We start from the raw sequence: 25,941 nt of genomic DNA, 5'->3' as shown, positions 1-25,941 counted from the left end.
GTGACAGGCCTCTGACGGTCGGCGAGCATGTCGGCTCTCCCCGCATTGGAGGCCGCATGATCAACCGAAGGACACTCATGGGCGCGGCTCTGGCCGTGCCGGCCACTGGTGGCGTGGCCAGTGCTGAATCCACTGACACACGACGCGGGCGGTACCTGATCCGCGGCGGCGCCGTCGTCACCGTCGACAAGGCACTCGGGGTGCTGCCGCGCGCGGACGTCCTGATCGGCAACGGCCGGATCCTCGGTGTCGGGCCGGACCTGGACGCGCGCGGCGCGAAGATCGTCGACGCGACCGACATGATCGTCCTGCCCGGCTTCGTCAACACCCACCACCACATGTGGAGCGCGCTGGGCCGCAACTTCGTGGCCGACGGCTTCCCGTACTTCGCGGCGAAGCGGGCGACTTCCACGCTGTACGAGGCGAAGGACGTCCACCGCAGCGTCCTGCTCGGGCTCGCGGAACTGGCGAACGCGGGCGTGACCACCGTGCACAACTGGTCCAACAACACCCGCTCCCCCGCGCACGCCGACGCCGAACTGCACGCACACCGCGATGGACTGCTGCGCGCCCGGTTCTCCTACGGTCACGTCGACCAGATGCCGCGCGACCTGCCGATGGACCTGACGGACGTGGATCGCGTGCGGCAGCAGTACTTCGCTGGCGGCACGGCGTTCGACGGGCTGGTGCACCTGGGCGTCTGCGTGCGCGGGCTGTCGCAGAGCACCGAACCGGCGTTCTTCGCGGACATGGACGCCGTGCTGGCACGAGGTCTGCCGGTCGCGATCCACGCCGGTCAGGCGCCGCCGCGGACCGTGGACGCGGCGGACTACGAACGGCGGGGCTGGCTCGGTCCGCGCACCCTGCTGTGCCACTACGTCACGGCTCTGGACAGCGACATGGAGATCATGGCGCGGACCGGGACACCGTTGTCGTGGGCGCCGCACTCGGAGTTCCGGCTGGGCACCGGGGGCGATCCGCGCGACACGCTGCTGCGGTTCCGCAGGGCCGGGGTGCCGGTGTCGCTGTCCTCGGACGCCACGTCGATCGCGACGTCGGACGTGTTCGAGGCGATGAGGCTCGTCTGGAACACCGGAATCCCCTGGTCCGGCACGCCTTCCGCCGGCCTGCCCGAGGTCGGGTTCTCCGACGTGCTCGAGATGGCGACCCTCAACGGCGCCCGCGCGCTGGGACTCGGTGACGTCACCGGGTCGATCACCGTCGGCAAGCGCGCGGACGTGATCCTGGTGCGTGCCAACGACATCAACCTCGCGCCGGGCGGGTTGTTCGAGACGACGCTGGTGCAGGCGGCGACCGCTGCCAACGTTGACACGGTGTTCTCGGACGGCCGGATCATCAAGCGCGGCGGCCGGTTGGTGGCCTACGACGTAGACCGGATCGTGCGGGACGCGAAAGCTTCCTCGTTGCGCATCCGCACGTCCGCCGGTGGGATCCTCACGCCGCCTAGCTGATGTCGAGGACCGCCTTGGTGAACGCCTCCGGGGCCTCCTGCGGCACGTTGTGCCCGATGCCGTCGAGGATCCGGTGGTCGTAGCGGCCGCTGAACTGCTTGCGGTACGCCATGCCGTCCTTGTTGGGCCCGTCGAAGTCGCTGGCGATGGTGATCGTCGGCACGCTGATCACCGGCCTGGCCTGCAGCTTGCGTTCGAGCCCGTCGTAGCGGTGCTCACCCTGCGCGAGCTGCAGCCGCCAGCGGTAGTTGTGGATGACGATCGCGACGTGGTCTGGGTTCTTCCACGCCGTGGCGCTCTGGGCGTAGGTGGCCTCGTCGAAGTTCCACTGGGGCGAGGCGATCTTCCAGATCAGCTTGTTGAACTCGTAGGAGTTCTGCTCGTAGCCCTTCACGCCGCGGTCGGTCGCGAAGTAGTACTGGTACCACCAGCCGAGTTCGGCCTGCGGGGACAGCGGTTCCTGGTTCTGCTGGAGGTTGACGACCAGGTAGCCGCTGACCGAGACGAGCGCCCTGACCCGTTCCGGCCACAGCGCCGCGACGATGCAAGCCGTCCGCGCGCCCCAGTCGAACCCGGCCACCGTCGCCTTGCGGATCTTCAGGGCGTCCATGAACGCGATGACGTCCGCGCCCAGCGCCGACTGCTGGCCGTTGCGGGTCGTGTGCGCGTGCAGGAACCGGGTGGGGCCGTAGCCGCGCAGGTACGGGATGAGGACGCGGTGGCCCTTCGCCGCGAGGGCCGGGGCGACGTCGACGTAGCTGTGGATGTCGTACGGCCAGCCGTGCAGCAGGATCGTGACCGGGCCGTCCGCCGGGCCCATCTCCGCGTAGCCGATGTCGAGCAGACCTGCCCTGACCTGCTTGATCGGGCCCCAGGACGGCTGCGAGGCGTGCGCGGTCGCGGTGAGGAGGGGTGCCGCGAGGCCGGCCACGGCCAGTGCCTGGGAGAACTGTCGCCTGCTGATCATGGCGTCGACGCTAGGGGCGTCGAGTCGGTGCTCGCGAGCGTCAGGTGACGGTGTCGGAGTACGTCACGGCGGCTGCCGGGGCTCAGCCCACGCGGTCAGCCAGGCGCAGTGCCGGAGTCCGTCGCCAGGGCCTGCTTCAGTTCGGCGCGTGCGGTGACCCCGAGTTTCGGGAAGATCCGGTGCAGGTGCGTGCTGACCGTGCGGTGCGACAGGTGCAGTCGCTCGCCGATCTCCTTGTTGGTCAGCCCGTCCGCCGCCATCCGCGCGATGGTCAGTTCGTGCTCGGTCAGCTCGCCGTTGCCGCCCCGCGACTCGCCGGACGCCCGCAGCTCCTCGCGGGCGCGTTCCGCCCAGTCCCTGGTGCCGAACGCCTCGAACGCCTCCGCGGCCGCCTTGAGGTGCGGCCGGGCCTGAGCCGCCCGCCGCTGCCGGCGCAACCACGCGCCGAACGCCAGCTGCACGCGCGCCCGGTCCCACGGCGAGCTGCCGGCGTCGAGGGCCGCCTCGAACAACGCCTCGGCCTCGTCGTCCGCGGCCAGAAGCGCCCGCGCGTACCTCAGCCCGGCCGCCAGCGCGGGCGAACTGGTCGCGGTGTCGAGTTCCTGCACGATCTTGGCGGCCTCGTCGGCGTTGCCGCTGCGGGTAGCGGCCTCGGCCAGTTCGGGCAGCACGTACCGGCGCAACGCCAGTTGGTAGGCGGGATCGGACGGGTCGTGGACGCGGCGGACGGCGGCGAACGCGTCGGCGTAGCGGCCCTCCCCGAGCGCGGCCAGGCTCCTGGCCAGCTGCACGGTGGCGAGGACGGGTCGCGCGCCCGCCGCGAGCCCGATCCGTTCGGCCTGAGCCGCCAGTCCGGCCGACCGCTCGTACTCGCCGCGCAGGGCCGCGATCTCGGCCTGGACGGCCGCGGCCAATCCGCGCATGTACGGCTGGCCGGTCTCCTCGGCCAGGCGGGCGGCTTCCTCGGCGGCGGGTTCGGCGGCGGCGATGTCGCCCAGGCGGGTCCGGCTCCAGGCCTCGACGGCGAGGGCCCTGGCCAGAAGTCCGAACTGGCCTTGAGCGCGAAAGTCCCGTTGGGCGGCAAGGGAGAACCGGACGGAGTCGGCGAACGCGCCGACCTGGAGGGCGGCGCTGCCGAGCAAGCGGAGGGTGGCGGGGTCGTCGCACTCGCCGCTGACGGCACGCAGCCCGGCCACCACCGCGTCCCCTTGCTGCACCGGGCACACATAAGCCGTCATCGCCAGCATCCGCGGGTCGCGCGGGTCGATCGGCAGCCGCCGCGCCACCGCCGCGATCCGCTCCCGCACGGCCGCCCCCGGCTCCACCCAGAAGCACCGCATCGCGACGCTCCAGAAGATCCGCATGCCCAGTTCGACGTCGCCGCCGGCCACCACGGACTCGGCCAGCCCGACCAGTTCGCCGGGGCCCGCCACACCTTCGCTCACACCGTCGTCGAACGCCGTGGGCAACCACGTCACGAGCGCGCGCTCCCGTGCTGTGAGGTCCAGGCCGCGCACGTCCAGCAGGATCCGCTCGACGTCGTCGCGCCGTCCCGCCTCCGCCGCCAGCTCGGCCGCCCGCAACAACCGCCGGGCGCGCTCACCGCCGTCACCCAGAGCGGCAGCGCGTTCCAGCGCACGGACGGCAGCCACCGCGCCACCACGCCGGAGCGCGCGGTCGGCCGTCTTCTCCAGCAGGCAGGCCACGTTCTCGTCGGCACCGGTCGCGGCGCCGGCGAGGTGCCACGCCCGCCGGTCGGGCTCGTCGGTCGCCCAGGCGAGCCGGCGATGAGCCTCCTGGCGTTCGGAAAGGCCTGCGGCACCGGCGATCGCCGACCTGATCAACGGATGCCGGAACGCGCCGTCCCGGTCGACCAGCCTGGCCTCGACGGCAGGGGCGAGATCCGCGGAGGACGCACCGCCGAGCGCCAGGTCGAGCAACGACGCCCGCACGTCGGCGGGCAGAGTCGAGGCACGGGCGGCGAAGGTCTCCTCCAGGGAGTTGCCGCCGAACGGGAGTTCGGTGAGCGCCAACGGGTTCCCGGCCGCCTGGGCGAGCACCCACGAGCGGCGTTCGGGATCCAGGCCGGGCGCGGCCGCGTCGAGCACCGCGCAGGCCTCCGGAGAATCCAGCGGTGCCAACGAAAGCGTCGGCACGCCCGCGAACAAGGGTGTCCGGGCGGCGAGAACCAGTGCGGCACCGGTGAGGCGGCGCGCCACGAACCCGAGGACGTCCTGGCTCGCCTGGTCCAGCCAGTGCGCGTCGTCGACCAGGACGACGGGCCGCGCCGCGCTCAGCAACTCCAGCGCGGCGAGCCCGACGAGGTGCACGGGTGGCGCGGGGCCGTCGGTGAGTCCCAGAACGACTTCCAGCGCGCCGCGCCGCACACCGGACGAAGTGGACAGTGCGAGGAACGGGTGCAGGACCTGGTGCAGTCCGGCGTACGGCATGTCCTGCTCGGCCTCGACGCCCGCGACCCGGTGACCGTCGAGGCAGGACAGCAGGGCCGACTTGCCCACGCCGGGCTCACCGACGACCAGCAGCGACCCGCCGGAGTCCGCCAGCGCTACCAGCCGTTCCCGTTCCCGATCCCGCCCGACCAGTGACACCCGCCCGACACCCCGTTCGTTGGTCCTTCTGGACCAGGGTGTCAGAAAGTCCAGACCGCGCGCTTGCCCGGACCCACGACCAGCGTGGACGTGCCCAGCTTCTCGACGTGCCGTGCGGTCGGCCGGTTGAGGTCGAACTCGACGCGCTGGAGCCCGGTCTGCCCCATCGGCGCCTCGTCGAAGCGGATCGTGGTGCCACCGCGCGAGGCCACGACCGAGCCCGGATCGGTGCGCAGCGAGAAGCCGCCCGCCCGCAGCAGCGGCACGGTGTCCGCCAGGTCCGAGGCCGTGACGGCGATGCGGATGAGCGTGATGTCGCGCATCACCCTGTCCTTGTACGCGTCCGGCAGGTATCGCTCACGCGTGACGTCGCCGGGGAACTTCGCGGGCCCCACGTTGCTGCGCGGGTCGCTGAGGTACTCGTCGCGGTACTCCATGGCCCAGGCGCCGAACTTCTCGTACGTCTCGTTCAGGAACAGGCCGTCGAACCACGGCACGGGCTTGCCGTCGCCGAAGTCGCGGGTCTGCAGGAAGTCGTTCGGCTTCTCGCCCGCGGCGACCAGCTTCGCCTTGAGCTTCTCGACGTCACCGTCGTGCTCGGTCGAGAGCCCGAGGCCGGCGGCACCCAGTTCGCCGTCCTGGCCCGGCACGTCACCGATGCCGAAGACCTCCAGATAGGTCTCGCGGCCGCGCAGGTAACGGCCTGTCCAGACCTTGCCGTCCGCGCCGGTCGTGGTCCTGACCTCGAAATCCGCGAACTGCCTGAGGTAACGCGAGTGCTCGACCGCGTCCGCTGTGGCGCGATCAAGCGTTCCCCATGCGTGGTTGTAGTACAACAACTGCCGCTCTCCCGCTTGTGCCGATCCCGCACCAGACACAACCAGACCCACGGCCAAAACCATGCTCAACACTCGTCGGATCCCCATGCGTTCGATCCTAAAACGGACATGCTCAAGCCGGACTCAAGCCAGACGAAGGGACCTCAGTGTTCGACACCGAACGGTGGACGGTTCTCGCCCCACTGCTGCAGGCCGCCACCGCCGGCCGCGATCTGCTGGACGACACGATCCGCAGGCTCACCCCCGAGGCCGTCGCCGGGGAGGTCCTGCGGGAGATCGGCGAGCACGACGTCCGGCTCGACCTCGGCTTCGACGGCCGCACGACCCGTCACCTGTGCACGGACGCGGAGGTCGTGATCACACTTGATCTCGCGGACGCCGTGCGAGGCCTCTACGGCACCGACGAACGCCCGTGGCCGAGTCTCGCCGTGACGACCCCGGATCCCGATCTCGACGAGCGCGGGATCGGCGGGTGGTTCCAGGACCGCAAGGGCCTCGCGGAGTCCGTTCAGGAGCTGCTGTCCGCGCTCCGGCCCGCCCACCGGGACCTGGGCGAGCTCGCCGTGGAGCACGGCTCGGACAAGTGGGGCGACATGCACTGGTACACGCAGCACTACGACCGCCACTTCGCCCGCCTGCGCACCGAACCCGTGCGGGTGCTGGAGATCGGCATCGGCGGCTACGACGACCCTGACCGCGGCGGTGGCTCGTTGCGGATGTGGCAGCGGTACTTCCGGCGCGGCCTCGTGCACGGCCTGGACATCGCGCGCAAGAACGTCAGCGGCCCGCGGATCATGACCGTGCTGGGCGACCAGTCCGACGCGGAGTTCCTCGACTCGCTGGGCCGTGAGCTCGGCCCGTTCGACGTGGTCATCGACGACGGCAGCCACCTCAACGAGCACGTGCGGACCTCGTTCCACGCGCTGTTCCCGCACGTTCGCGCGGGCGGGCTCTACGTCGTGGAGGACCTGCAGACCGCGTACTGGCCGAGCTGGGGCGGCCATCCCGAGGCGGCCGCCGGCACGTCGATGGGGATGCTCAAGTCCTTCGTGGACGGTCTGAACCAGGCGGAGGTCCGCGACCCGCGCGGCGAGGGTTCCTACCTGGAGCGCAACATCAGCGGGATCTCGTTCCACCACAACATCGCGTTCGTCGAGAAAGGACTGAACGCCGAGGAGGGCGGGCCCGCCTTCCTGCGCACGATGTTCTAGGGCAGCAGAGCGGCGCCGGCCTGGTCCGCCAGCCAGCCGGCGCCCTCGGCCCAGTCCCAGCCGAGTTCGCGCACGGTCCGCCAGCCGCCCCGGCCGAAGTAGAACCACAGGATCTGCTCGGTCCGCTCCCGATCGGTGCGCACGCCCAGCGTCACGAGGTGATCGGCGACGCGCCCCAGCCTCTCGCGGTAGCGCTCGACGGCGCGTGAGGCCGCCGTGGCCACCACGGGATCGGCGGTGATGTTGTCGAACAGCAGGTTGAGCACCTGTTCGTGCCGCCTGGTCGACTCCGCGGTGCCCTCGGCGAGCAGGCGCAGCACCAGCCTGGGGTCGTCGGCGGCGAACACACCCTTCAACGACTCGTCGATGTGCTCGTCGCCCGTGCTGTCCTCGACCAGCGCCTCGATCAACGCGGGTTTGCCGCCCACGCTCGTGTAGACGGTGTTCAGCGCGACGCCCGCCTGCCTGGCGATGCCCGCCACCGTCGTCTGCGCGAAACCCTGCTCCGCGAACAGCTTTCCCGCCGCGCGCAGGACCGCGGCACGGGTCTCGCGCGCCGCGGCCGCCCGGACGGCCGAGGTGTAGGTCTGCTTCGCCACAGATTGAGTGTACAGACCTACATTCATAGTAACTCCGTTACTATGAATTCATGCCGATCGATCCGAACGCACCGGCGGACAAGCCGGAGACCCAGCAGATGAAGGTCATCCACCGCGCGATGCGCCGCGAGTTCTCCCTGCTCCCAGGCCTGGTCACGGCCGTGGCCCCCGGCGACGTTCCCCGCGCCGAACTGCTCGCCGGCCACCTCAGGCTGATGCTCGACATGCTGCACGGACACCACGAGGCCGAGGACGAGCTGCTGTGGCCGGTGCTGACCCTGCGCGTCCCGGTCGAGCACGACCTGATCGCGATCATGGAGAAGCAGCACGACGCGATCGCCCAGGCCATCACCCTGATCGAACAGGTGCTGCCGGACTGGGCGGCCACGGCGAGTGCCGTTTCACGCGACCGGCTCGCGGCGGCGTTGCGCGACCTCGAGCCGACGTTGACCGAGCACCTCGACCTCGAGGAGAACGCGGTCCTGCCGCTCATCCACGAGCACCTCACCGTGCCGGAGTGGCTCGCGCCCCAGAAGCACGCGATGAAGCACGGCCCCAAGTCGCTGAACGCGAAGCTGACGATCGCGGGGCTGGTGCTCGAAGACGCGACCGAACCCGAGCGCGCCTGGTTCCTCCACGAACTGCCCCCGCCGGCCCGCCTGCTGTGGCGCTTCGTCGGCCGGAAGCGCTATGCGACACACATGCGGGCGCTGCGCTTGACGTCTTAATCGAACGGACTAGTCTGTTCGATTAAGACATCGAGGAGTTGGTTCGGATGCGTGCGGCAGTACTCGAAGAGTTCGGCAGGCCGGTGGTGCTCAAGGAGATCGACCGGCCGGAGCCGGGACCGGGCCGGGTGCTGGTAAGGGTGGCGGCGAGCGGCCTCAACCCGCTGGACGTCAAGATCGCGGCGGGTCAGGCCGGCCACGCGGAGGTCGAGCCGCCCGCGGTGCTCGGGCTCGACCTCGCCGGTGTCGTGGAGACGGCCGGCGAGGGCTTCGAGGCCGGCGACGAGGTCTTCGGACTGACCGGCGGGGTCGGCGGGCTGCAGGGGTCGCTGGCGGAGTTCGCCGCCGTCGACGCGCGGCTGCTCGCCCGCAAGCCGGCGAAACTCACGATGGCCGAGGCGGCGGTGCTTCCGCTGGTCGCGATCACCGCCTGGGAGGGCCTGGTCGACCGGGCTCGGGTGCGGCCGGGGCTGAAGGTGCTGGTGCACGGCGGCGCGGGCGGGATCGGGCAGGTCGCGATCCAGATCGCACGGGCGCGCGGGGCCGACGTCTACGCGACGTGCTCGCCGGGGCACGCCGACGTCGTCGAGAAGCTCGGCGCGGTCCCGATCGACCGCGCCAGGTCCGTCGAGGACTACGTCGCCGAGCACACCGGCGGTGAAGGGTTCGACATCGTCTTCGACACCGTCGGCGGCGAGGTGCTCGACGCGTCGTTCCGCGCGGCTCGCGTCTACACGGGACATGTGGTGAGCGCGCTGGGCTGGGGCACGCACAGCATCGCGCCGCTGTCGTTCCGCGGCGCCACCTACTCCGGCGTGTTCACGCTGCTGCCGATGCTCACCGGTCAGGGGCGCGCCCACCACGGGGAGATCCTGCGGGAGGTCGCCGCCCTGGTCGACGCGGGCGAGTTGCGGCCTTCGGAGCCCCGCACGTTCGGCCTGGACGCCGTCGAGAAGGCGTTCGGGGAGATCGGCCGGGGCAAGGTCGCCGTGGAGATCGGCGGATGACCGGACTCACTAGTCTGTCCGGTGTGGCCACCCGTACTCGCCGGACGAACACCGAGCAGAAGATCCTGGACGCGGCGGCGGAGCTGTTCCACCGCGACGGTGTGCGCGGTGTCGGCATGGACCGGGTGATCGCGGAGTCGGGCGTCGCCAAGTCCACGATGTACGCGCACTTCCCCACCAAGGACGACCTGCTGGCGACGTACCTGAGCCGCACGGACGACTCCTGGATGGACAAGCTGCGGACCGCGGCGCGCGCCGCCGGTGACGAGCCTCGAGACCAGCTCGTCGGGTTGTTCGACGCGCTGGAGGCGTCGTTCGACCGGCACGGCTTCTTCGGCTGCCCGTTCATCAGCGCGGCAGTGGAGACGGCGGCGGGTTCCCAGGCGCAGGCGGCCACCGTCGCGCACACCGAACGCCGTCAGCGTTGGCTCACCGAGCTGAGCGCGGCCGCCGGGGCCTCGGAACCCGCCGAACTCGCCGCGCACATCGGCCTGCTCATCGACGGCGCGCTCGCGACGGGCCGGTTGCTGCAGAACAGGTCCGTGATCGAGGGCGCCCGCACCGCCGCGCGGCACGCGGTCGACGGGCACCTGGGCCGCTAGGCAGTGCCGCTCAGCGCGGCCATCCGGTCCCAGGCGGGCGACGACGCACCGGCCGCCGCCATGGCCAGCGCGATGGCCTCCGGATCGGCCATCGGCATGACCGGGCGCCGTGCCAGCCAGTCCGCCGCCCGCCGGGCCAGCGCGGGCAGCCGCGGATCGTCGGCCGGGAGCCCGAAAGCCTCGTCGTAGGCCAGGTAGATCTCCCGGAACCCGGGGTCGGCGAGCGACTCGGTCTTGTCCGCGAGCCAGACCGCCGCCTCGTACGGCGCGACGGCCTGCATGAGCACCCAGACCTCGCGTTCCATCCGGACGCCGCGCTCGCTGACTCCCAGTTCCCGCAACAGGTCCAGCATCGCGGCGGCCTCCGGCGTCACGAACAGCGCGTTGCCGGCCCGCAGCCGCACCACGCGCTCGCGGGCCTGCCGGATCTCTTCTTCGCGGCGGCGCAGCGCCTCGTCGATCTCGGTGATCGACGAGGCGAACTCCTGCTCCCCCGCCACGAGCAGCTCCTTCACGCGGGCGAGCGGCACACCGGCCTCGGCGAGCGTGCGGATCTTGACCAGGTCGACCGCGTCCTGCGCGGTGTAGCGCCGGTAGCCGGAGTGGTCGCGCTCGGGTTCCGGCAGCAGCCCGACCTTGTGGTAGTGCCGCACCGCCTTGATCGTCACGCCCGCGTACCGGGCGAGCTGGCCGATCGTGATCATCGCGGCATCATCGCACCCGGCCGAACATCCGACCGGCGAGATCGACCCCGACGATCTCGCCGGAGGCGTTGCGGCTGAAGAACCCCCGCTGCCCGGCGAACGCGCCGTCCGTGATCACGTACTCGTCGCGCGGCAGCAGTCCCATCGGGAACGGGGCGTGGTCGGCGGGCAGGTCCATCTCGGCGGACGCCCGGATCTCCGGCCGGATCAGCACCTCCAGCACCAGCCCGGACCCGGTGTCCTCAATGGTCATGACCATCGCGTCGTTGTCGTACCCACCCGAGACCTCAACGGCCTGGGAAGCGTTGTACGGCAACGGTTCCGGGTCGCGGTCCACGACACCGACGCAGTCCTCCAACGCGCGGCGCACCACGGCCTGGTTGAACGGGATGCCGTCCGGCCCCTGGTTCGCGATCGACACCACCGCGAAGCCGCGTTCGGGCACGATCAGCAGCTCGGCGAACTGCCCGTTGGACGAACCACCGTGCCCGATCGCCTGCACGCCGTCGATCTCGCGCAGGAACCAGCCGACCCCGATGGCGTCACCGAGGTTGCTGCCGCGCAACAACGCCGTGGGCTTCCGCATCTCCGCGAAGTCGATGCCGTCACCGTCGCTCAGGTGAAAACGGGCCCACGCGAGGAGATCCGCGACCGAGGCCGCGATGCCGCCACCGGGATTGTTGGCCCGCCAATGCCGCCACGGCCGCGCGATCTCGCCCTTCTCGTGCCCGACGGCGAACCGGCGGGTCATCACCGCGTCCCGGTCGAAATGCGTGTTGCCGAGCCCCAACGGCTCCAGCAACAACGTCATCAGCGCCTGCTCGTAGGTCTGCCCGGTGACGTTCTCGATGATCCGCCCGGCCAGGTTGAAGCCGGACTGGCTGTAGGACGGGCGCTCGCCGACCGCCCCGACCAGCTTCAGCGTGGCCAGCTCACCGACGTGGCGGGCCAGCGCGTCGTCGCCCTCGCCGGTGTCCACCAGCGTGCCCCAGTCGAGCCCGGACGTGTGGTTGAGCAACTGCCGGACGGTGAACTCGCGGCCGTCCAGCAACCGGAGCTCCGGCACGTACTCGCGCACCGGGGCGTCCAATGACACCCGGCCCTGGGCCACCAGCCGCATGATCGCCGTGGCCGTGTAGGTCTTGGTGATCGAGCCGAGCAGGAAGAGCGTGTCCTCGTTGACCGGCAACGGGTTCTCGACGCTGGTCACGCCGTGGCAGAAGAAGTGCTCACGCCCGTCGTGGAAGACGCCGACGGCGGCGCCGGGGATGTCGAAGCGGGCGGCGGTCAGGGCGATGAAGTCGTTGTCCATGCCCCTACCCTCGAACCTTGACCCTAGGGCAAGGTCAAGCCCGGACTCTCGAGAACCCGGAGCACGTTCCTCGCGGCCGACCTGACCCGCTGATCGGGGTCGTCGACCAGCGGACGGACGTGCTCTGCGCCGGCACGGTCACGCAGGCGCCCGAAGGCCTCCACGGCGCGAACCCGCACCATCGCCTTGGCGTGCTTGGTCCCGTCCACCAGGCGGCTGCGGCTCCACTCCGGCTTGTGGCCGAGCAGCCACATGCGGGCGCGCTCGACCCACTCATCGCCCGACGAATGCCACCAGGACCACTGATCTCCTTCGATACGAGCCAGGCCCCGTCCCGCCGCATGGCGAGCCGCCCTGTCGGAGTGGTTCACGAACAGGTTCCACAGCGTCGGCAACGCGCGAGGGTCACCGATGCGGGCCAGAGCGTCCGCCGCCTCAGCCGCGTGCCAGGTGTCGCAGAGCCGGATCAGCGTCGTCACCGCGCGGCCGTCCGCGTGCCGGGCGAGCACTGTCGCCGCCCGGTCCCGCACCTGCACATCAGGATCGTCACAAGCCGTCATCGCCACTTCGACCACGTCCGCGCCACCGGTCCGGCTGAGCGCCTGCAAGGCCTCGGCACGCACCTCCGCGCTCTCGTGCCCGAGCAACCACACCAGCGTCGGCCCGGCTTCGGGGGAACCGATCGCGCCCAGAGCCTGGATCATCGGAATCGGGTACTCGGCGACGCGCACGGTCTCGCACATCGGGCCGACCGCCTCGACTGCCCGCAACGAGGCCAGCGCGACGGGAGCCTCGTGCCACCAGTCAGGGTCGGAGAGCAGCTCGATCAGCCGCGGAGTCACGCTCGCCGCGTTGCGGTGCAACCAGGTCCGGTCGTGGCGCCACGGCAGGTCCGTCAGTTCGACGGCGAACTCCATCACCAGGGCTTCCGCCTCGGGTCCCCCGATCGCGGCCAGCCGTCCCTTCGCGAGAGAACGCGCCCACTGCCACACGGGCTCCTGCCTGGTCAGGACCGCGTGCAGCAGCTCGATCTCGCGCTGATCACCCTCACCTGTCAGCACGCTGATCGCCGTGCCGACAGCGTAGGGACCTCCACCGGCCACCTTGCGCAGCAGGCGTTCCCGGTCCGCGAGACCTGCTCCGCGAGCCGCCAGCACCGCCATCTGGGCCTCCCAGTCGTCGGCGGAGTCCCACCACTGTTCGGCCAGCTCGGCCCCGCCCCGAGTGTTCGGCTCGCGGAGCAGCCTGCTGATCGCCCACTGGAGCCGGTAGTCCCGTGTTTCCCGGTACTCCGCGACCAGTTCGGTCAACGTGCGCTCATCGGGCGGAGTCTCGGGCGGTGGATCGAAGCTGCGGTCCGCGAGCAGAGCCGCGTGCACCAGTTCCGCGTCACGCCTCACTCGGGCCGGTGCTGACCACGACCACGACCGGAATGCCCGCACCACCTGGAGAACCCGCGTGGGGACGCCTTCACGCACCAGGTCCTCAACGGACACCGGCACGGCGTGCAGCCACACCGCCTGGACGGCCACCCAGTCGCCACCCTGCTCCGCGACGGCGCCGGCGACCCGTTCCAACTTGTCCAGGAGCAGCTCACCGCCGTACGTGAGCTGCCCCCGGTGTGCCCGCCTCGCGATGCGGCGTGCTCCAGCTGTCCCCATCACTCCATTGAAGCCCTCGAAGATCTACGGGATCCAATGATTTCCGGACACCGTGATCATCACCTGCAGCTGGATGCTCGCGCCGAAGTACGTGTCCGTGGCGATCGGCGTGTTCACCATCTTGTTCCACAACGCGTCCAGCCAGGCCTGGCTGCCCGGATCAGTGGTCGCCGCGACCGCGAACGGCGCCACGAACGCCGCGTCGCTGCCGCTGTCGATCTGCGTGCCGTTGAGCTGGTAGCCGACCGCGATCTTGCTCGGGTCGCCGCCGGTCTTGGACTTGATCCACGAGTTCATCTTGCGCGCGGCGGCCAGTGACTTGCCGTCGCCGGTGAGGGCGGCGTCCGCGCCGATGCGCCACGGGTCGCGGCAGGCGTTGTACCAGTACTTGCCGTCGGTCGCGGCCTCCTCCAGCAACTCGCCGACCGCCGGCTTGGCGGTGGAGTTGGTGTCCTGCACGAAGTCCGGCAGCAGGCCGGTGCTCGCCGCGTACTTCGACTGCAGCGTGGCGATCAGGTCCTGGTGCTTGGCGCGGATCGTGTCCCAGGCCGAGTCGCCGGTCGCGTTGCGGAACGCCCGGAAGTGGTCGGCCATCCAGTCAGAGGACCTGGAGCCGTAGTACTTCCTGCTGTCGTCCGGGCCGGACCAGTCGCCCATCAGCAGCAGGTTCGTGCTGGGGTTGATCAGGCTCTTCTTGATCGCGTTGACGTTCTTCACGGCGATCTGCTTGTAGTTGTAAGTGCCGCTGCTGCCCCACTGCTTGTCGGCGAGCAGCAGGCCGTAGGCGGTGTCCATGTCGCCGTCGGTGGCGCTGTCGCTGCCGTTGACGCTCTTGCAGGCCGTGTCCTGCTCGGCCGCCAGCAGGTCGGGGTTGTTGACCGACGGGTGCGCGAGCTTGTACTTCAGCAGGCCGTCGAAGATCTTCTTCGCGTCCGGGTCGGCGCCCGCCATCTGCGCGGTGATCACCATGCCGTAGCCCTGCGCCTCGGCCACGTACGGGAACTTCGCGTCCGGCGAGATGACCTGGTACCAGCCGTTGCCGCAGTTCTGCTTGACGAACGCGGCCTTCCAGCGCTGGTAGTAGTCGACGATCTTGGCGTCCAAAGTGGACGTGCTGCCCGACGGCCGCAGAGTGCCCGCCGCGTACGGGGTCTGCCGGCTGCCGAACGGATGGCCGAGGCCGCTCGGGGGCGGAGACGTCGTGGTCGTGGTGGTCGGCGGAGTGGTCGTGGTCGGCGGGGTTCCGCCGCCCACGCCGTACACCTCGAACTCCCACAGCGAGTAGCCGTATGCGGTGCCGCGCGCCGTGCCGTAGAAACGGACATATCGCCCGGAACCGGACAACGTCAGGTCGTCGGTGCCGCCGTCACCCGCGCTGGTCGAGTACACGTCGGTCCAGGAGGAGCCGTCGGACGACGTCTGCACGCGGTACGACTTGGCGTACGCGGCCTCCCAGCTCAGCTTCACCCGGCTGATCGTGTGCGCCGAACCGAGGTCCACCCTCAGCCACTCCGGGTCGTGCCCTTCCACCGAGGCCCAGCGGGTCGACGTGCTGCCGTCGACCGCCTTCGCGGCCTCGAATCCAGACCCCTCAGAAGAAGAGGCCGTTACCGCCTTGCCGCGGGAGACCAGAGGGTCCGCCGCCGATGCGATGGTCGTTCCCGCGACGAGGAGGCCGAGCACGAGCCCGGCCGCCCCGAACGCCATTGTTCTGCCGCCCACGACCGCCTCCAGCAATTAGTTAACAAAGCTGTCAATGCGAGTGGTTGGCGACGCTATGCAGGTCAGGACCCCTCGACAAGAGGTACAGACCGTTGTTGCGCGATCGAACAGTGCTGGTCAGGGCACCCAGTGGTTGCCGGTGACCGTGATCATCACCTGCAGTTGGATGCTCGCCGAGAAGTAGCTGCTCGAGTCGATCGGCGTCTGGACCATCTTGGTCCACAACGCGTCCAGCCACGCCTGACTACCCGGATCGGTCGCGGCCACGACCGCGAACGGCGCGAAGAACGCGGCGGCGCTGCCACCGGAGATCTGCGTGCCGTTGAGCTGGTAGCCCATGCCGATGTTGTTCGGGTTGTTGCCCGCCTTGGACTTCACCCACGTGTTGAGCTTGCGGGCGGCCGCCAGGGACTGCGAGTCACCACTGGTCACCGCGTCCGCGCCGATCCGCCACGGCACGCGGCAGGCGTTCCACCAGTACTTGCCGTCGTTGGCGTCCTCCAGCACCTGACCGGCGGGCGGGCGCGGGAGTGAGTTCGTGTTCTCCACGAAGTCCGGCAGCAGGCCCGTGTTCGGCGCGAAGTTCTGCTGCAGCGTCGAGATCAGGTTCTGGTGAGCGGAACGGATCGTGTCCCACGCCGCGTCACCGGTCGCCTTCCGGAACGCCCGGAAGTGGTCGACCATCCAGTCCGACGACCGCGACAGGTAGTAGTACTGGTCGCCAGAGCTGGTCCAGTCGCCGAGCTTGAGCAGGTTCGTCGACGGGTTGACCTCGCTGGCCTTGATCGCGTTGACGTGCCGGATCGCCAGCTGCTTGTAGTTGTACGTGCCCGCGCTGCCCCACTGCCGGTCGGCGAGCAGCAGCCCGTAGGCCACGTCCATGTCGCCGTCCGTGGCGCCGTCACCGCCGTTGACGCTGCGGCAGTTCACGTCCTGCTCGGCCGCGAGGAGATCGCGGTTGATCGAGGACGGGTGGTCGATCTTCCACTTCACCAGGCCGTCGAAGATCTTCTTCGCGTCCGGGTCCGCGCCCGCCATCGTGGCGACGACGACCATGCCGTAGCCCTGCGCCTCGGCGACGTACGGGTGGTCGGCATCCGGCGAGATCACCTGGTACCAGCCGTTGCCGCAGTTCTGCCGCACGAACGCGGACTTCCAGCGCTGGTAGTAGTCCACCACCGCGGCGTCCAAAGTGGACGTCGAACCCGAGGGGCGCAGAATGCCCGCCGCGTACGGGGTCTGCCGGCTGCCGAACGCGTAGCCGAGACCGTTCGAGGGCGGAGTGGTCGTGGTGGTGGTCGTCGGCGGGGTGCCGCCGGCCACGCCGTAGACCTCGACCTCCCACAGCGAGTAGCCCCACGCGGTCCCGCGCGCCGTGCCGAGAACCCGCACGTACCGGCCGGAACCCGACACCGTCAAGTCGTCGACGCCACCGTCACCGGCGCTCGTCGAGAACACGTCCGTCCACGCCGAACCCTCCGGGGAGGTCTGCACGCGGTACCCCCTCGCGTACGCGTCCTCCCAGGTCAGCCGCACGCGACTGATCGCGTGCGCCGAACCGAGGTCGACCCGCAGCCACTCGGAGTCACTGCCCTCCGCCGACGCCCACCTGGTCGTCGTGCTGCCGTCCACGGCCTTCGCCGCCTCCAGCCCGGCGCCCTCGACGGAGGACGCCGTGACCGCCTTGCCCTGCGATACCAGTGGATCCGCCGCCGTCGCACTGGTCGTCCCCGCCACCAGGAGACCAATCACGAGCCCGACCGCACTGACCGCAGCTAATGCCGCTCGTCTGTCCACAACCACCTGCCAATTGGTTAACAAACCTGCCTAAAGGGGCAATGGCGGCGACCCTAGGCGGGCAAGTCAACTTTGGACAAGAGGTGTGGACCGGTCATCTGAACCGAAACCGGTTGCGGAACCTACTTCCAGACGTCCCGGACGGCGTCCACGATCGAGGCGGCCTGCGCGTACCCCGCCTCAGCAGCGGGTTTGCGCTTGGCCGGGTCCAGCAGGTTCGACCCGATGGCGGCCAGGGCGGCACTGTCGGGACTCACGACGATCGACGGCACCCCGAGCTTCGCGGCCTGCGCGGCGGGCGTCGCGGCCGCACTGGCCGCCCGCGTGATCGGCGCGATGACGACGACCCGTTCGTATCCCGCCGCGAGATCGACGTTCGCCACGGACCGCATGCCGCCGTCCATGTACCGGCTGCCGTTGATGCTGACCGGCGGCCACACCAGCGGCACCGCACAGCTCGACGCCACCGCGCTCACCAGCGGCACCCCGCTGTCCCGGTCGAACGCCACGAACCTCCCGTCCGCGGTGTCCACGGCGGTGACCTTGAGCGCGCGCTCCGGCCAGTCCTTAGTGGACAGTCGACTGTCGAACACCGCGAGCCGCGACTCCTCGGACGGCGTGCTGGCCTTCAGCGCGGCACGCCCGAGACGGGCCCGTTTCCGCGCCGGAGTTCCCGGCATCACGTAGGAAAGCGCGTACCTGACGACCATCCACGAAGTGAGACGGGCGGGAATCTCCCCGTCCGGCGGCAGCAGCTGACCCGCGTACAGGTCGGCGAGCACACCACCGCCCGCCAGCTCCGCGGCCACCACGGACCCGGCCGACGTCCCCACGAAGAGGTCGGCGTCCGTCAGGTCGACGCCCTGTTCGGCAAGCCCGTGCACAATCCCGGTCTCCCAGGCGATTCCGGTGACACCACCGCCACCCAGCACCAACGCGCGTTTTCCGGTCACGGCGCCCATCCTATGGAGTGAGACGAGTTCCTGGGGAATGGTCTAGGTTGGTAGCCTTTAAAGTGAAACCGAGAAGCGCTGCAACGGGCCGGGACGCCTGCCACGCTCGGCTTCGTTCCACCACGGACAAGGGCGCTTCCGGACCTTTCGGGAGCGCGCGTGAGTGGACTCAAATCCCTGCTGGACCAGCGAATCGCAGTGCTGGACGGCGCCTGGGGCACGATGTTCCAGCAGGCCAGGCTCTCGCCACAGGACTACTACGGCGACGAGTACGAAGGCCACGTCCCCGACGTCGCCGGCGACCCGGACCTGCTCAACCTCACCCGCCCGGACCTGGTGCTCGACGTGCACCGGCAGTACCTCGCGGCGGGCGCGGACATCACCACCACCAACACGTTCACCGCCACCTCGATCGGCCAGGCCGACTACGGGCTGGAGAGCCGCGTCCGCGAGATGAACATCGCCGGCGCACGGCTCGCCCGCCAGGCCGCGGACGAGTTCGGCGGCCGGTTCGTCGCGGGCTCGGTCGGCCCGCTCAACGTCACGCTCTCCCTGTCGCCCAAGGTCGAGGACCCGGCGTTCCGCGCCGTCACGTTCGAGCAGGTCAAGGCCTCCTACGCGGAGCAGATCTCGGCCCTGCACGAGGGTGGCGTCGACCTGCTGCTGATCGAGACGATCTTCGACACCCTCAACTGCAAGGCCGCCATCGCCGCGGCCCGCGAGGTCGCGCCCGACCTGCCGCTGTGGATCTCGGTCACGATCGTCGACCTGTCCGGCCGCACGCTGTCGGGCCAGACCGTCGAGGCGTTCTGGGACTCGATCGCGCACGCCGAGCCGCTGATCGTCGGCGTGAACTGCTCGCTGGGCGCCGAGGAGATGCGCCCGCACGTCGCCGACCTGGCGCGACTCGCGAACACCTACGTCGCCTGCCACCCGAACGCCGGCCTGCCCAACGCGTTCGGCGGCTACGACGAGACGCCGGACGAGACCGCCGCCCTGCTGAAGGACTTCGCGGGCAAGGGCATCGTCAACGTCGTCGGCGGCTGCTGCGGCACCTCCCCCGAGCACATCAAGGCCATCGCCGACGCGGTCAGGGGCGAGACCAAGCGCGAGGTCGTCCAGCACCGCCACACCACCCGCTACAGCGGCCTGGAGACGTTCGAGATCGGCCCCGACACCGGGTTCGTGATGATCGGTGAGCGCACCAACGTCACCGGCTCGGCGAAGTTCCGCAGGCTGATCGAGTCCGACGACCACAACGCCGCGCTCACCGTGGCGCTGGACCAGGTGCGCGGCGGCGCGAACCTGCTGGACGTCAACATGGACGCCGACCTGCTCGACGGCGAGCAGGCGATGACGACGTTCCTCAACCTGATCGCGACCGAGCCGGAGATCGCCCGCATCCCGGTCATGATCGACAGCTCGCGGTGGACCGTGCTCGAAGCCGGCCTGCGGTGCGTGCAGGGCAAGGGCGTGGTCAACTCGATCAGCCTCAAGGAGGGCGAGGAGCCGTTCCTGCGGCAGGCCCGCACGATCCGCGACTACGGCGCCGGTGTCGTCGTGATGGCGTTCGACGAGCAGGGTCAGGCCGACACGACCGACCGCAAGGTCGAGATCTGCGGCCGCGCCTACGACCTGCTGACGCAGAAGGTCGGCTTCCCGGCCGAGGACATCATCTTCGACCCGAACGTGCTCGCCGTCGCGACCGGCATCGAGGAGCACAACGGCTACGCCAGGGCGTTCATCGACGCCCTGCCGCGGATCAAGGAACGATGTCCCGGGGTCCGCATCAGCGGCGGCATCTCGAACCTGTCGTTCTCCTTCCGCGGCAACGACGTCGTCCGCGAGGCCATGCACTCGGCGTTCCTGTTCCACGCCGTCCAGGCCGGCCTCGACATGGGCATCGTCAACGCCGGTCAGCTCGTCGTCTACCAGGACATCAAGGCCGACCTGCTGGAACTGGTCGAGGACGTCATCTTCAACCGCCGCGAGGACGCGACGGACCGGCTCGTCACGCACGCCGAGACCGTCAAGGGCCCCGGCCAGAAGCGCGTCGTCGACCTGTCCTGGCGCGAGGCCCCCGTCGGCAAGCGGCTCGAGCACGCGATCCTGCACGGCGTCGTCGACTTCATCGAAGAGGACACCGAGGAGGCCCGCGCGTCCCTCCCGCGTCCGCTGGACGTCATCGAGGGCCCGCTGATGGACGGCATGAAGATCGTCGGCGACCTGTTCGGCGCGGGCAAGATGTTCCTGCCGCAGGTCGTGAAGAGCGCCCGCGTGATGAAGCGCGCGGTCGCGTACCTGGAGCCGTTCATGGACGCCGAGCCCAAGGCCACGGCCGGGGGCAACGGCAAGGTCGTGCTCGCCACCGTCAAGGGCGACGTCCACGACATCGGCAAGAACATCGTCGGCGTCGTGCTGGGCTGCAACAACTACGAGGTGATCGACCTCGGCGTGATGGTGCCCGCCGCGAAGATCCTCGACACGGCGATCAAGGAGCAGGCCGACGTCATCGGCCTGTCCGGGCTGATCACGCCGTCGCTCGACGAGATGGTCTCGGTCGCCGAGGAGATGCAGCGGCGCGGCATGAAGCTGCCGCTGCTGATCGGCGGGGCGACGACCTCGAAGCAGCACAACGCCGTGAAGATCGCGCCGATGTACGACGAGCCGGTCGTCCACGTCCTCGACGCCTCACGAGTCGTCGGCGTCGTCTCCGACCTGCTGGACGACCGTCGCGCCCACGACCTGAACATCTCGAACCGCGCGGAGCAGGCCCGGTTGCGCGAGCAGCACGAAAACCGCAAGTCGGTGCCTTTGCTCAAGGTCGACGAAGCGCGGGCAAATCGGGAGGAGGTCGATTTCTCCGATCTGCCGACTCCCCAGTTCACCGGTACTCGACTGATGACGCCGACTTTGGGCGAACTGCGCGAGTTCATCGACTGGACGTTCCTGTTCCTCGCCTGGGAGCTGAAAGGCAAGTTCCCGGCGATCCTCGAACAGCCGGTGGCGCGCGAACTGTACGACGACGCGATCGCGTTGCTGGACGAAATCGTCGCCGGGGAATTGTTCGAGGCAAAGGGCGTGTACGGGTACTGGCCCGCGCATTCCGACGGTGACGACATCCTGCTCGACAGCGGCGTGCGGATCCCGATGCTGCGCCAGCAGACCAAGAAGCCGTTGTCGCGCCCGAACCGCTGCCTGTCGGACTACGTGGCGCCCGAGGGCGACCACATCGGCGGGTTCGCCGTGACGATCCTGGGCGCCGGCAAGCTGGCCGCGAAGTACGAGGCCCAGAACGACGACTACCGCGCCATCATGGTGAAGGCGCTGGCAGACCGGCTCGCCGAGGCGTTCGCCGAGTGGATCCACCTGCGCGCCCGCCGCGACTGGTTCGAGCCGGACGCCGAGCCGGAACTCGCTGACCTGCACGCGGAGAAGTTCCGCGGCATCCGGCCCGCGCTGGGCTACCCGGCCTGCCCCGACCACACCGTGAAACGCGAACTGTTCGACCTGCTGCGCGCGGAGGAGCAAATCGGGATCTCGCTCACTGAATCGTTCGCGATGAACCCGGCGGCGAGCGTGAGCGGCCTGATCTTCCAGCACCCCGGCGCGAAGTACTTCACCGTGGGGCGACTGGGCCGCGACCAGGTGCAGGACTACGCGACGCGGTACGGCAAGCCGCTCGCGGAAGTCGAGCAGTGGTTGCGCCCGAACCTCGGTTACGAACCCGCCTGACGGTTCCTCGACGTGAAAGCGCTTGCCGGTATTGGCAGGCGTTATCCCGGTTTGGCACCAATGGATGTAGCATCGGCCGCTCTGGAGATCAATCACCCGTAGGTCGAGCGAGCCCGAGGTCATCCATGCGAGCTGCGGCGCTGGTGCTGGGTCTGGTGCTGTTAGCGGGCTGCGGTGCCGCCGCGGAGTCGGAGGCGTTGCCGCACGTCGGCTTCGTGGTCAAGCGCACGGGCGGCTCCTTCGCCCAGGAGATGACCAGCGGCTTTCACGAGGGTGTCGGCCGCATCGGCGGGGTCAGCGCGACGGTGACGGGTCCTCCCGGACAGGACGGGCACAAGGAAGTCGAGTTGTTCCGGGATTTGACGATGGCGGCGAAAGGCGGAATCGCCGTGGCGACGTCCGAGCCCGCTCTGATGGCGCCGTCCATCGGTGAGGCGCTCACTCAGCACGTGTCCGTGGTCGGTGTGGACATGCGGCTCACCGCGAGTTCCGGCGTGAAACTCCACATCGGTAACGACGACTACGAACTCGGCGAAAAGCTGGCTGACGAGTTGATGCGCCGATTGCCTCCGGACGCGACCGGAACAGTGGTGCTGGGAAACACGGCTCCGGGACTCGCCGGGTTCGACGACCGGGCAGAGGGAATCCGGGGCCGATTCGCCGAAAAGCTACCGGGGGTAGTGGTGCTGGGCCCGTTCGACACGCAACGTGACGACGCCGCGAATCGCGACGCGTGGAAACGTCTCGTGGCGGCGAACCCGGACGCACTCGCGTTCGTTGGTACGGGCGACTGCGACGGAGTGAGCCTCGCGGCGCTGAAGACGGAGAAGTCGGCGAGGTGGCTGGTGGGCGGTTTCGGGGTCGACCCGAGAACGTTGCAGGCGGTGAAGGACGGCGCGATGGTCGCGACGATCTCGCCGGAGCACTACCTCAAGGGCGCTGTCGCCGGCTGGCTGCTCGCCCGGCACGCGAAGGGCGGTGCGGCGCTGCCGGAGGGCTGGATCGAGACGCCAGGGCTGACGGTGACCACCGGGAACCTGGACCAGATCCTGCACCGGCAGGAGTCGGAGAAGGCGCGCAAGGACTACTTCCAGCCTCAGATCGACAGCTTCGTCGAGGATCCGGCGAGCTGGGTGCGACCGTTGGAGCAGGCACGGTGAGCTTTTGGGAAGGCCGCGCCACCGCGAAGGTGGCGACGGTGGGGCTGACGTTCGGGCTGCTGGTCCTCGCGGGACTGGCGCTGTGGAGCAGTGTCAGCGCGCAGGACACCACCGCGCACGTGCGGCAGCTCAACGAGACCAGCGAGCGGTGGGCCCGCGTGCTGGAACACATCAACGTCGCCGACAACGCGTTGCGCGACCTGCAGGTCGCGCGCACCCAGCAGACCGTCGAGCCGCTGGAGAACTCCGCCGGCTCCGCGCGCGTCGAGCTGGAGTGGTTGCGCACCAGCGGGATGCCGTCCGACGCCGCGGTGGCGTCCAGACTGCTGCCGTTCTACGACCAGACCACGGAGATCCTGCGCAAGGTCGTCGCCGGCGACGACCCGCTGCAGGCCGACCAGGCCTCGCTCGCGCACTCGTCGTTGCGGCGCCAGATCTCCGCGGAGATCGGTGCCAAGCGGCTCGACACCACCGAGTACCTCCGCGAGGCCGACGAGAAGAACGCGCGGCTGCGGGTCGCTCAGATCGTCGCGTTCGTGCTGGACGCGGTCCTGGTGGCGCTGTTCGGCGGGGTGTTGCTGGGCTACCGCCGCAAAATACTGCGCCAGGCCGCGAAGAACGAGCACGAGGCCCATCACGACGCCCTGACCGGACTGGCCAACCGCACGCTGCTCGCGCGCCGGATGGACGTGGCCGTGGACAAGGCGCGCAAGAAGGACGAGCCGCTGGCGTTGCTGATCGTGGACCTCGACAGGTTCAAGGAGGTCAACGACTCGCTCGGGCACCACACCGGCGACCTGCTGTTGCGCCAGGTGGCGAACCGCCTGTCGTGGGCGGTGCGCGACACGGACCTGGTGGCACGGCTGGGCGGCGACGAGTTCGCCGTGCTGCTGCCCGGCGTCGGCTCGGCGGAGAACGCCGGCATGGTCGCGGAGAAGATCCTGCAGGCACTGGCGATGCCGGTGACGCTGGAGGGCCTGGAGCTCGAGATAGCGGGCAGCGTCGGCGTGGCGCTGTGCCCGTCGGACTCGGGCGACGGCCACGAACTGCTGCGGCACGCGGACATCGCGATGTACGCGGCCAAGCGTGAGAAGTCCGGCGTTGCCGTGTACGACGCACGCCTGCACGAACGCGGCGCCGCACACCTGACCGCCGTGACGGAGCTTCGGCACGCGATCGACCGCGGCGAGCTGTTCCTGCACTACCAGCCCAAGGCGCTGGCCGACACGGGCGCGGTGTGCGGCGTCGAGGCCCTGGCGCGCTGGCAGCACCCGACGCGCGGGCTCGTGCGTCCCGACGAGTTCATCCCGATCGCCGAGGAGAACGGGCTCATCGAGCCGCTGACCCGCTACGTGATCGACGCGGCGTTGCGCCAGTGCCGCACGTGGCAGGACGCGGGCTGGGAGGTGCCGGTCTCGGTGAACGTGGGCGCGGCCTGCCTGCACCACACCGAGTTCCCCGGCGACGTGGCCGACCTGATCAAACGGCACGGCCTGCCGGCACGGTTGCTGACGCTGGAGATCACCGAGTCCGCGATCATCTCGGACCCGGACCGCGCGGTGGAGGTGTTGCGCGGCCTGACCGACCTGGGCGTGCGGCTGTCGATAGACGACTTCGGCACCGGGTACTCGTCGATCTCGTACCTGCGCAGCATGCGGGTGCACGAGATGAAGCTCGACCGGTCGTTCGTCACGCACATGTGCACCGACGCCGGTGACAGCGCGATCGTGCACGCCCTGGTGGCCCTGGCCCAGAACTTCGGGCTGCAGGCCGTCGCGGAGGGCGTGGAGGACCAGGACACCTGGACGGCGCTGGCCAAGGCCGGCTGTGACGTGGTGCAGGGGTATTTCCTCAGCGAGCCGTTGCCCGCCGAGGAAATCGTTGCCTGGCTAGGAGATCGGGCGGCCGCTCACGCGTAGGACTCGGTGTCCCGCCACTGGTTGATGAACGGCTGCATGAAGTCGACCATGGCGGGCAACTGGTCCGCGACCGACAGGTAGGCGATCACCCGGATCGCGCCGACGGCGTTGACGAACCTGAGCACCTCCTTGTCGAGCGGGCGCAGGCCGTTCTTGGCGGCACCGCGGTCGTAGGCGGCTTCGAGTTCCAGGCCGAGGCCGCCCAGGTCCCATTCGACCGGGCCGTACGTGATCAGTTCGAAGTCGGAGAACAGCGGGCCGCCGGTGCTCGCGAAGATGTTCGCGGGCGGCGAGTCGCCGTGGACGGGCTGCAGGTCGACGCCGGGGAACTTCTCCTGGAACGCGGCCTGGGAGCTGACGATCGGCTCCAGCACCTCCCACTCGGCGCGGGCCCGCAGGAGGTCTTCCGCGGTGACGATGTCCAGGCCCTCCAGCCTTTCCAGGCCTTCCCGGACGAACCGCGGTTCCGCCGACGACAGGAAGTCCAGCTCGCCGGGGTAGTCCCTGAGCGCCTTGTGCAGGTCGGCGGTGAGCTCGGAGTTCTTGACGTAGTCCGGTTCCTGGGACTTGTCCTCGTCGGTGAACGGCCAGAACGTGATGGAGAAACCGTCGCGCTGCACGGGTTCGCGCTCGAGGAGCGGGCTCGGCGGGATGACCGGCGTGCCCTGGTCGTGCAGCCACTGTGCGACGTCGAGCTCCTGTTGCTGGCGCTTGGCCAGGCTTTCGAGCGTCGTGGTGTGCGGCAGGACGGTGGGGATGCGGGCCACGACCGGCGACGGCGCGAGGTGCACGACGACGGAGAACAGTTCGTAGAGAACCTTGCCCTCGGTGATCTCCAGGCCGAGTTCGCGACCGGCGGCGACGGCGGCTTCGGTGGCAGCGGCGGTGCGGCCGGCGATGTCTTCGGGGGTCGCGAAGGCTGTCATCGCACGATCGTGCCACGA

The 25,941-nt window shown here is 69.8% G+C and carries 19 protein-coding genes; 8 read left to right on the top strand and 11 right to left on the bottom strand.

Going from position 1 to position 25,941, the window contains the following annotated elements:
* Positions 1-56 precede the first annotated feature (56 nt).
* The gene (locus tag ACIQF0_RS32150; RefSeq protein ID WP_401035691.1) at positions 57-1,472 is read left to right on the top strand and encodes an amidohydrolase family protein; all 1,416 of its coding nucleotides are present in this window, start codon (positions 57-59) and stop codon (positions 1,470-1,472) included.
* Here the strand turns inward: ACIQF0_RS32150 and ACIQF0_RS32145 are convergent.
* From ACIQF0_RS32145 to ACIQF0_RS32135, 3 genes are all read right to left on the bottom strand, one after another.
* Positions 1,465-2,439 (bottom strand): alpha/beta fold hydrolase, encoded by a 975-nt coding sequence (locus ACIQF0_RS32145; protein ID WP_401035688.1) that lies wholly within the window; start codon positions 2,437-2,439, stop codon positions 1,465-1,467. The two genes, ACIQF0_RS32150 and ACIQF0_RS32145, sit on opposite strands and share 8 nt — an antisense overlap.
* Positions 2,440-2,534: 95 nt before the next feature.
* The gene (locus ACIQF0_RS32140) at positions 2,535-5,048 is read right to left on the bottom strand and encodes a LuxR C-terminal-related transcriptional regulator (protein WP_401035686.1); all 2,514 of its coding nucleotides are present in this window, start codon (positions 5,046-5,048) and stop codon (positions 2,535-2,537) included.
* 41 nt (positions 5,049-5,089) lie between these two features.
* Positions 5,090-5,938: a DUF5829 family protein gene (locus ACIQF0_RS32135; RefSeq protein WP_401035684.1), complete on the bottom strand. Its 849-nt coding sequence runs from the start codon at positions 5,936-5,938 to the stop codon at positions 5,090-5,092.
* A 95-nt stretch (positions 5,939-6,033) separates the two neighbouring features.
* Between ACIQF0_RS32135 and ACIQF0_RS32130 the strand changes: the two genes are divergently transcribed.
* The gene (locus ACIQF0_RS32130) at positions 6,034-7,098 is read left to right on the top strand and encodes a class I SAM-dependent methyltransferase (RefSeq protein ID WP_401035682.1); all 1,065 of its coding nucleotides are present in this window, start codon (positions 6,034-6,036) and stop codon (positions 7,096-7,098) included.
* On the opposite strand, the gene ACIQF0_RS32125 is transcribed toward ACIQF0_RS32130, so the two are convergent.
* Positions 7,095-7,697: a TetR/AcrR family transcriptional regulator gene (locus tag ACIQF0_RS32125; protein ID WP_401035679.1), complete on the bottom strand. Its 603-nt coding sequence runs from the start codon at positions 7,695-7,697 to the stop codon at positions 7,095-7,097. The two genes, ACIQF0_RS32130 and ACIQF0_RS32125, sit on opposite strands and share 4 nt — an antisense overlap.
* A 50-nt stretch (positions 7,698-7,747) precedes the next feature.
* Here ACIQF0_RS32125 and ACIQF0_RS32120 point away from each other — a divergent pair, with 50 nt between their 5' ends.
* From ACIQF0_RS32120 to ACIQF0_RS32110, 3 genes are read left to right on the top strand one after another with little or no spacing between them, the layout of a single operon-like run.
* Positions 7,748-8,425 (top strand): hemerythrin domain-containing protein, encoded by a 678-nt coding sequence (locus ACIQF0_RS32120; RefSeq protein ID WP_401035676.1) that lies wholly within the window; start codon positions 7,748-7,750, stop codon positions 8,423-8,425.
* A gap of 47 nt (positions 8,426-8,472) precedes the next feature.
* Positions 8,473-9,432 (top strand): zinc-dependent alcohol dehydrogenase family protein, encoded by a 960-nt coding sequence (locus ACIQF0_RS32115; RefSeq protein ID WP_401035673.1) that lies wholly within the window; start codon positions 8,473-8,475, stop codon positions 9,430-9,432.
* On the top strand, positions 9,429-10,034 hold the full coding sequence (locus ACIQF0_RS32110) for a TetR/AcrR family transcriptional regulator (RefSeq protein WP_401035671.1): 606 nt from the start codon (positions 9,429-9,431) through the stop codon (positions 10,032-10,034). The genes ACIQF0_RS32115 and ACIQF0_RS32110 overlap by 4 nt, the downstream gene beginning before the upstream one ends.
* Here the strand turns inward: ACIQF0_RS32110 and ACIQF0_RS32105 are convergent.
* From ACIQF0_RS32105 to ACIQF0_RS32080, 6 genes are all read right to left on the bottom strand, one after another.
* A complete protein-coding gene (locus ACIQF0_RS32105; protein ID WP_401035668.1) occupies positions 10,031-10,738 on the bottom strand; it encodes a MerR family transcriptional regulator in 708 nt (235 codons plus the stop codon). The genes ACIQF0_RS32110 and ACIQF0_RS32105 overlap by 4 nt on opposite strands.
* Before the next feature lie 7 nt (positions 10,739-10,745).
* Positions 10,746-12,050: a serine hydrolase domain-containing protein gene (locus ACIQF0_RS32100; RefSeq protein ID WP_401035665.1), complete on the bottom strand. Its 1,305-nt coding sequence runs from the start codon at positions 12,048-12,050 to the stop codon at positions 10,746-10,748.
* Between the two features lie 23 nt (positions 12,051-12,073).
* Positions 12,074-13,711: a HEAT repeat domain-containing protein gene (locus tag ACIQF0_RS32095; RefSeq protein ID WP_401035662.1), complete on the bottom strand. Its 1,638-nt coding sequence runs from the start codon at positions 13,709-13,711 to the stop codon at positions 12,074-12,076.
* A 24-nt stretch (positions 13,712-13,735) separates the two neighbouring features.
* Positions 13,736-15,433 carry a glycosyl hydrolase family 8 gene (locus tag ACIQF0_RS32090; protein ID WP_401035659.1) on the bottom strand — a complete coding sequence of 566 codons (1,698 nt, stop codon included), beginning with the start codon at positions 15,431-15,433 and terminating at the stop codon, positions 13,736-13,738.
* A 117-nt stretch (positions 15,434-15,550) separates the two neighbouring features.
* Positions 15,551-17,185: a glycosyl hydrolase family 8 gene (locus ACIQF0_RS32085; protein ID WP_401035656.1), complete on the bottom strand. Its 1,635-nt coding sequence runs from the start codon at positions 17,183-17,185 to the stop codon at positions 15,551-15,553.
* A 167-nt stretch (positions 17,186-17,352) separates the two neighbouring features.
* Positions 17,353-18,183, bottom strand: coding sequence for a patatin-like phospholipase family protein (locus ACIQF0_RS32080; protein WP_401035653.1), 831 nt, complete (start codon positions 18,181-18,183; stop codon positions 17,353-17,355).
* Positions 18,184-18,342: 159 nt separating this feature from the next.
* On the opposite strand from ACIQF0_RS32080, the gene metH reads away from it, so the two are divergent.
* From metH to ACIQF0_RS32065, 3 genes are all read left to right on the top strand, one after another.
* Positions 18,343-21,918, top strand: coding sequence for a methionine synthase (metH, locus tag ACIQF0_RS32075; RefSeq protein ID WP_401035651.1), 3,576 nt, complete (start codon positions 18,343-18,345; stop codon positions 21,916-21,918).
* Positions 21,919-22,043: 125 nt separating this feature from the next.
* Complete coding sequence (locus tag ACIQF0_RS32070; RefSeq protein ID WP_401035649.1) at positions 22,044-23,078, top strand: sugar ABC transporter substrate-binding protein; 1,035 nt, start codon at positions 22,044-22,046, stop codon at positions 23,076-23,078.
* Complete coding sequence (locus tag ACIQF0_RS32065) at positions 23,075-24,997, top strand: putative bifunctional diguanylate cyclase/phosphodiesterase (protein ID WP_401035648.1); 1,923 nt, start codon at positions 23,075-23,077, stop codon at positions 24,995-24,997. Before ACIQF0_RS32070 ends, ACIQF0_RS32065 begins: the two co-directional genes overlap by 4 nt.
* Here ACIQF0_RS32065 and ACIQF0_RS32060 read toward each other — a convergent pair.
* On the bottom strand, positions 24,988-25,923 hold the full coding sequence (locus ACIQF0_RS32060) for a phosphotransferase (RefSeq protein ID WP_401035645.1): 936 nt from the start codon (positions 25,921-25,923) through the stop codon (positions 24,988-24,990). The two genes, ACIQF0_RS32065 and ACIQF0_RS32060, sit on opposite strands and share 10 nt — an antisense overlap.
* Between the last annotated feature and the right edge of the window lie 18 nt (positions 25,924-25,941).

Origin of the sequence: Lentzea sp. NPDC092896 (assembly GCF_044754905.1) — a bacterium.
Classification (GTDB): Bacteria; Actinomycetota; Actinomycetes; order Mycobacteriales; family Pseudonocardiaceae; genus Lentzea.
The sequence above is the reverse complement of the archived record's forward strand: the minus strand, read 5'-3'. Positions and strand labels throughout refer to the sequence as shown.

Excerpts from the sequence above, each read along its gene's own strand:
- ACIQF0_RS32120 (WP_401035676.1), top strand. The coding sequence starts at position 7,748 with ATGCCGATCGATCCGAACGCACCGGCGGACAAGCCGGAGACCCAGCAG.
- ACIQF0_RS32095 (WP_401035662.1), bottom strand. The coding sequence starts at position 13,711 with ATGGGGACAGCTGGAGCACGCCGCATCGCGAGGCGGGCACACCGGGGG.
- ACIQF0_RS32145 (WP_401035688.1), bottom strand. The coding sequence starts at position 2,439 with ATGATCAGCAGGCGACAGTTCTCCCAGGCACTGGCCGTGGCCGGCCTC.
- ACIQF0_RS32060 (WP_401035645.1), bottom strand. The coding sequence starts at position 25,923 with ATGACAGCCTTCGCGACCCCCGAAGACATCGCCGGCCGCACCGCCGCT.
- ACIQF0_RS32110 (WP_401035671.1), top strand. The coding sequence starts at position 9,429 with ATGACCGGACTCACTAGTCTGTCCGGTGTGGCCACCCGTACTCGCCGG.
- ACIQF0_RS32100 (WP_401035665.1), bottom strand. The coding sequence starts at position 12,050 with ATGGACAACGACTTCATCGCCCTGACCGCCGCCCGCTTCGACATCCCC.
- ACIQF0_RS32150 (WP_401035691.1), top strand. The coding sequence starts at position 57 with ATGATCAACCGAAGGACACTCATGGGCGCGGCTCTGGCCGTGCCGGCC.
- ACIQF0_RS32115 (WP_401035673.1), top strand. The coding sequence starts at position 8,473 with ATGCGTGCGGCAGTACTCGAAGAGTTCGGCAGGCCGGTGGTGCTCAAG.
- ACIQF0_RS32105 (WP_401035668.1), bottom strand. The coding sequence starts at position 10,738 with ATGATCACGATCGGCCAGCTCGCCCGGTACGCGGGCGTGACGATCAAG.
- ACIQF0_RS32070 (WP_401035649.1), top strand. The coding sequence starts at position 22,044 with ATGCGAGCTGCGGCGCTGGTGCTGGGTCTGGTGCTGTTAGCGGGCTGC.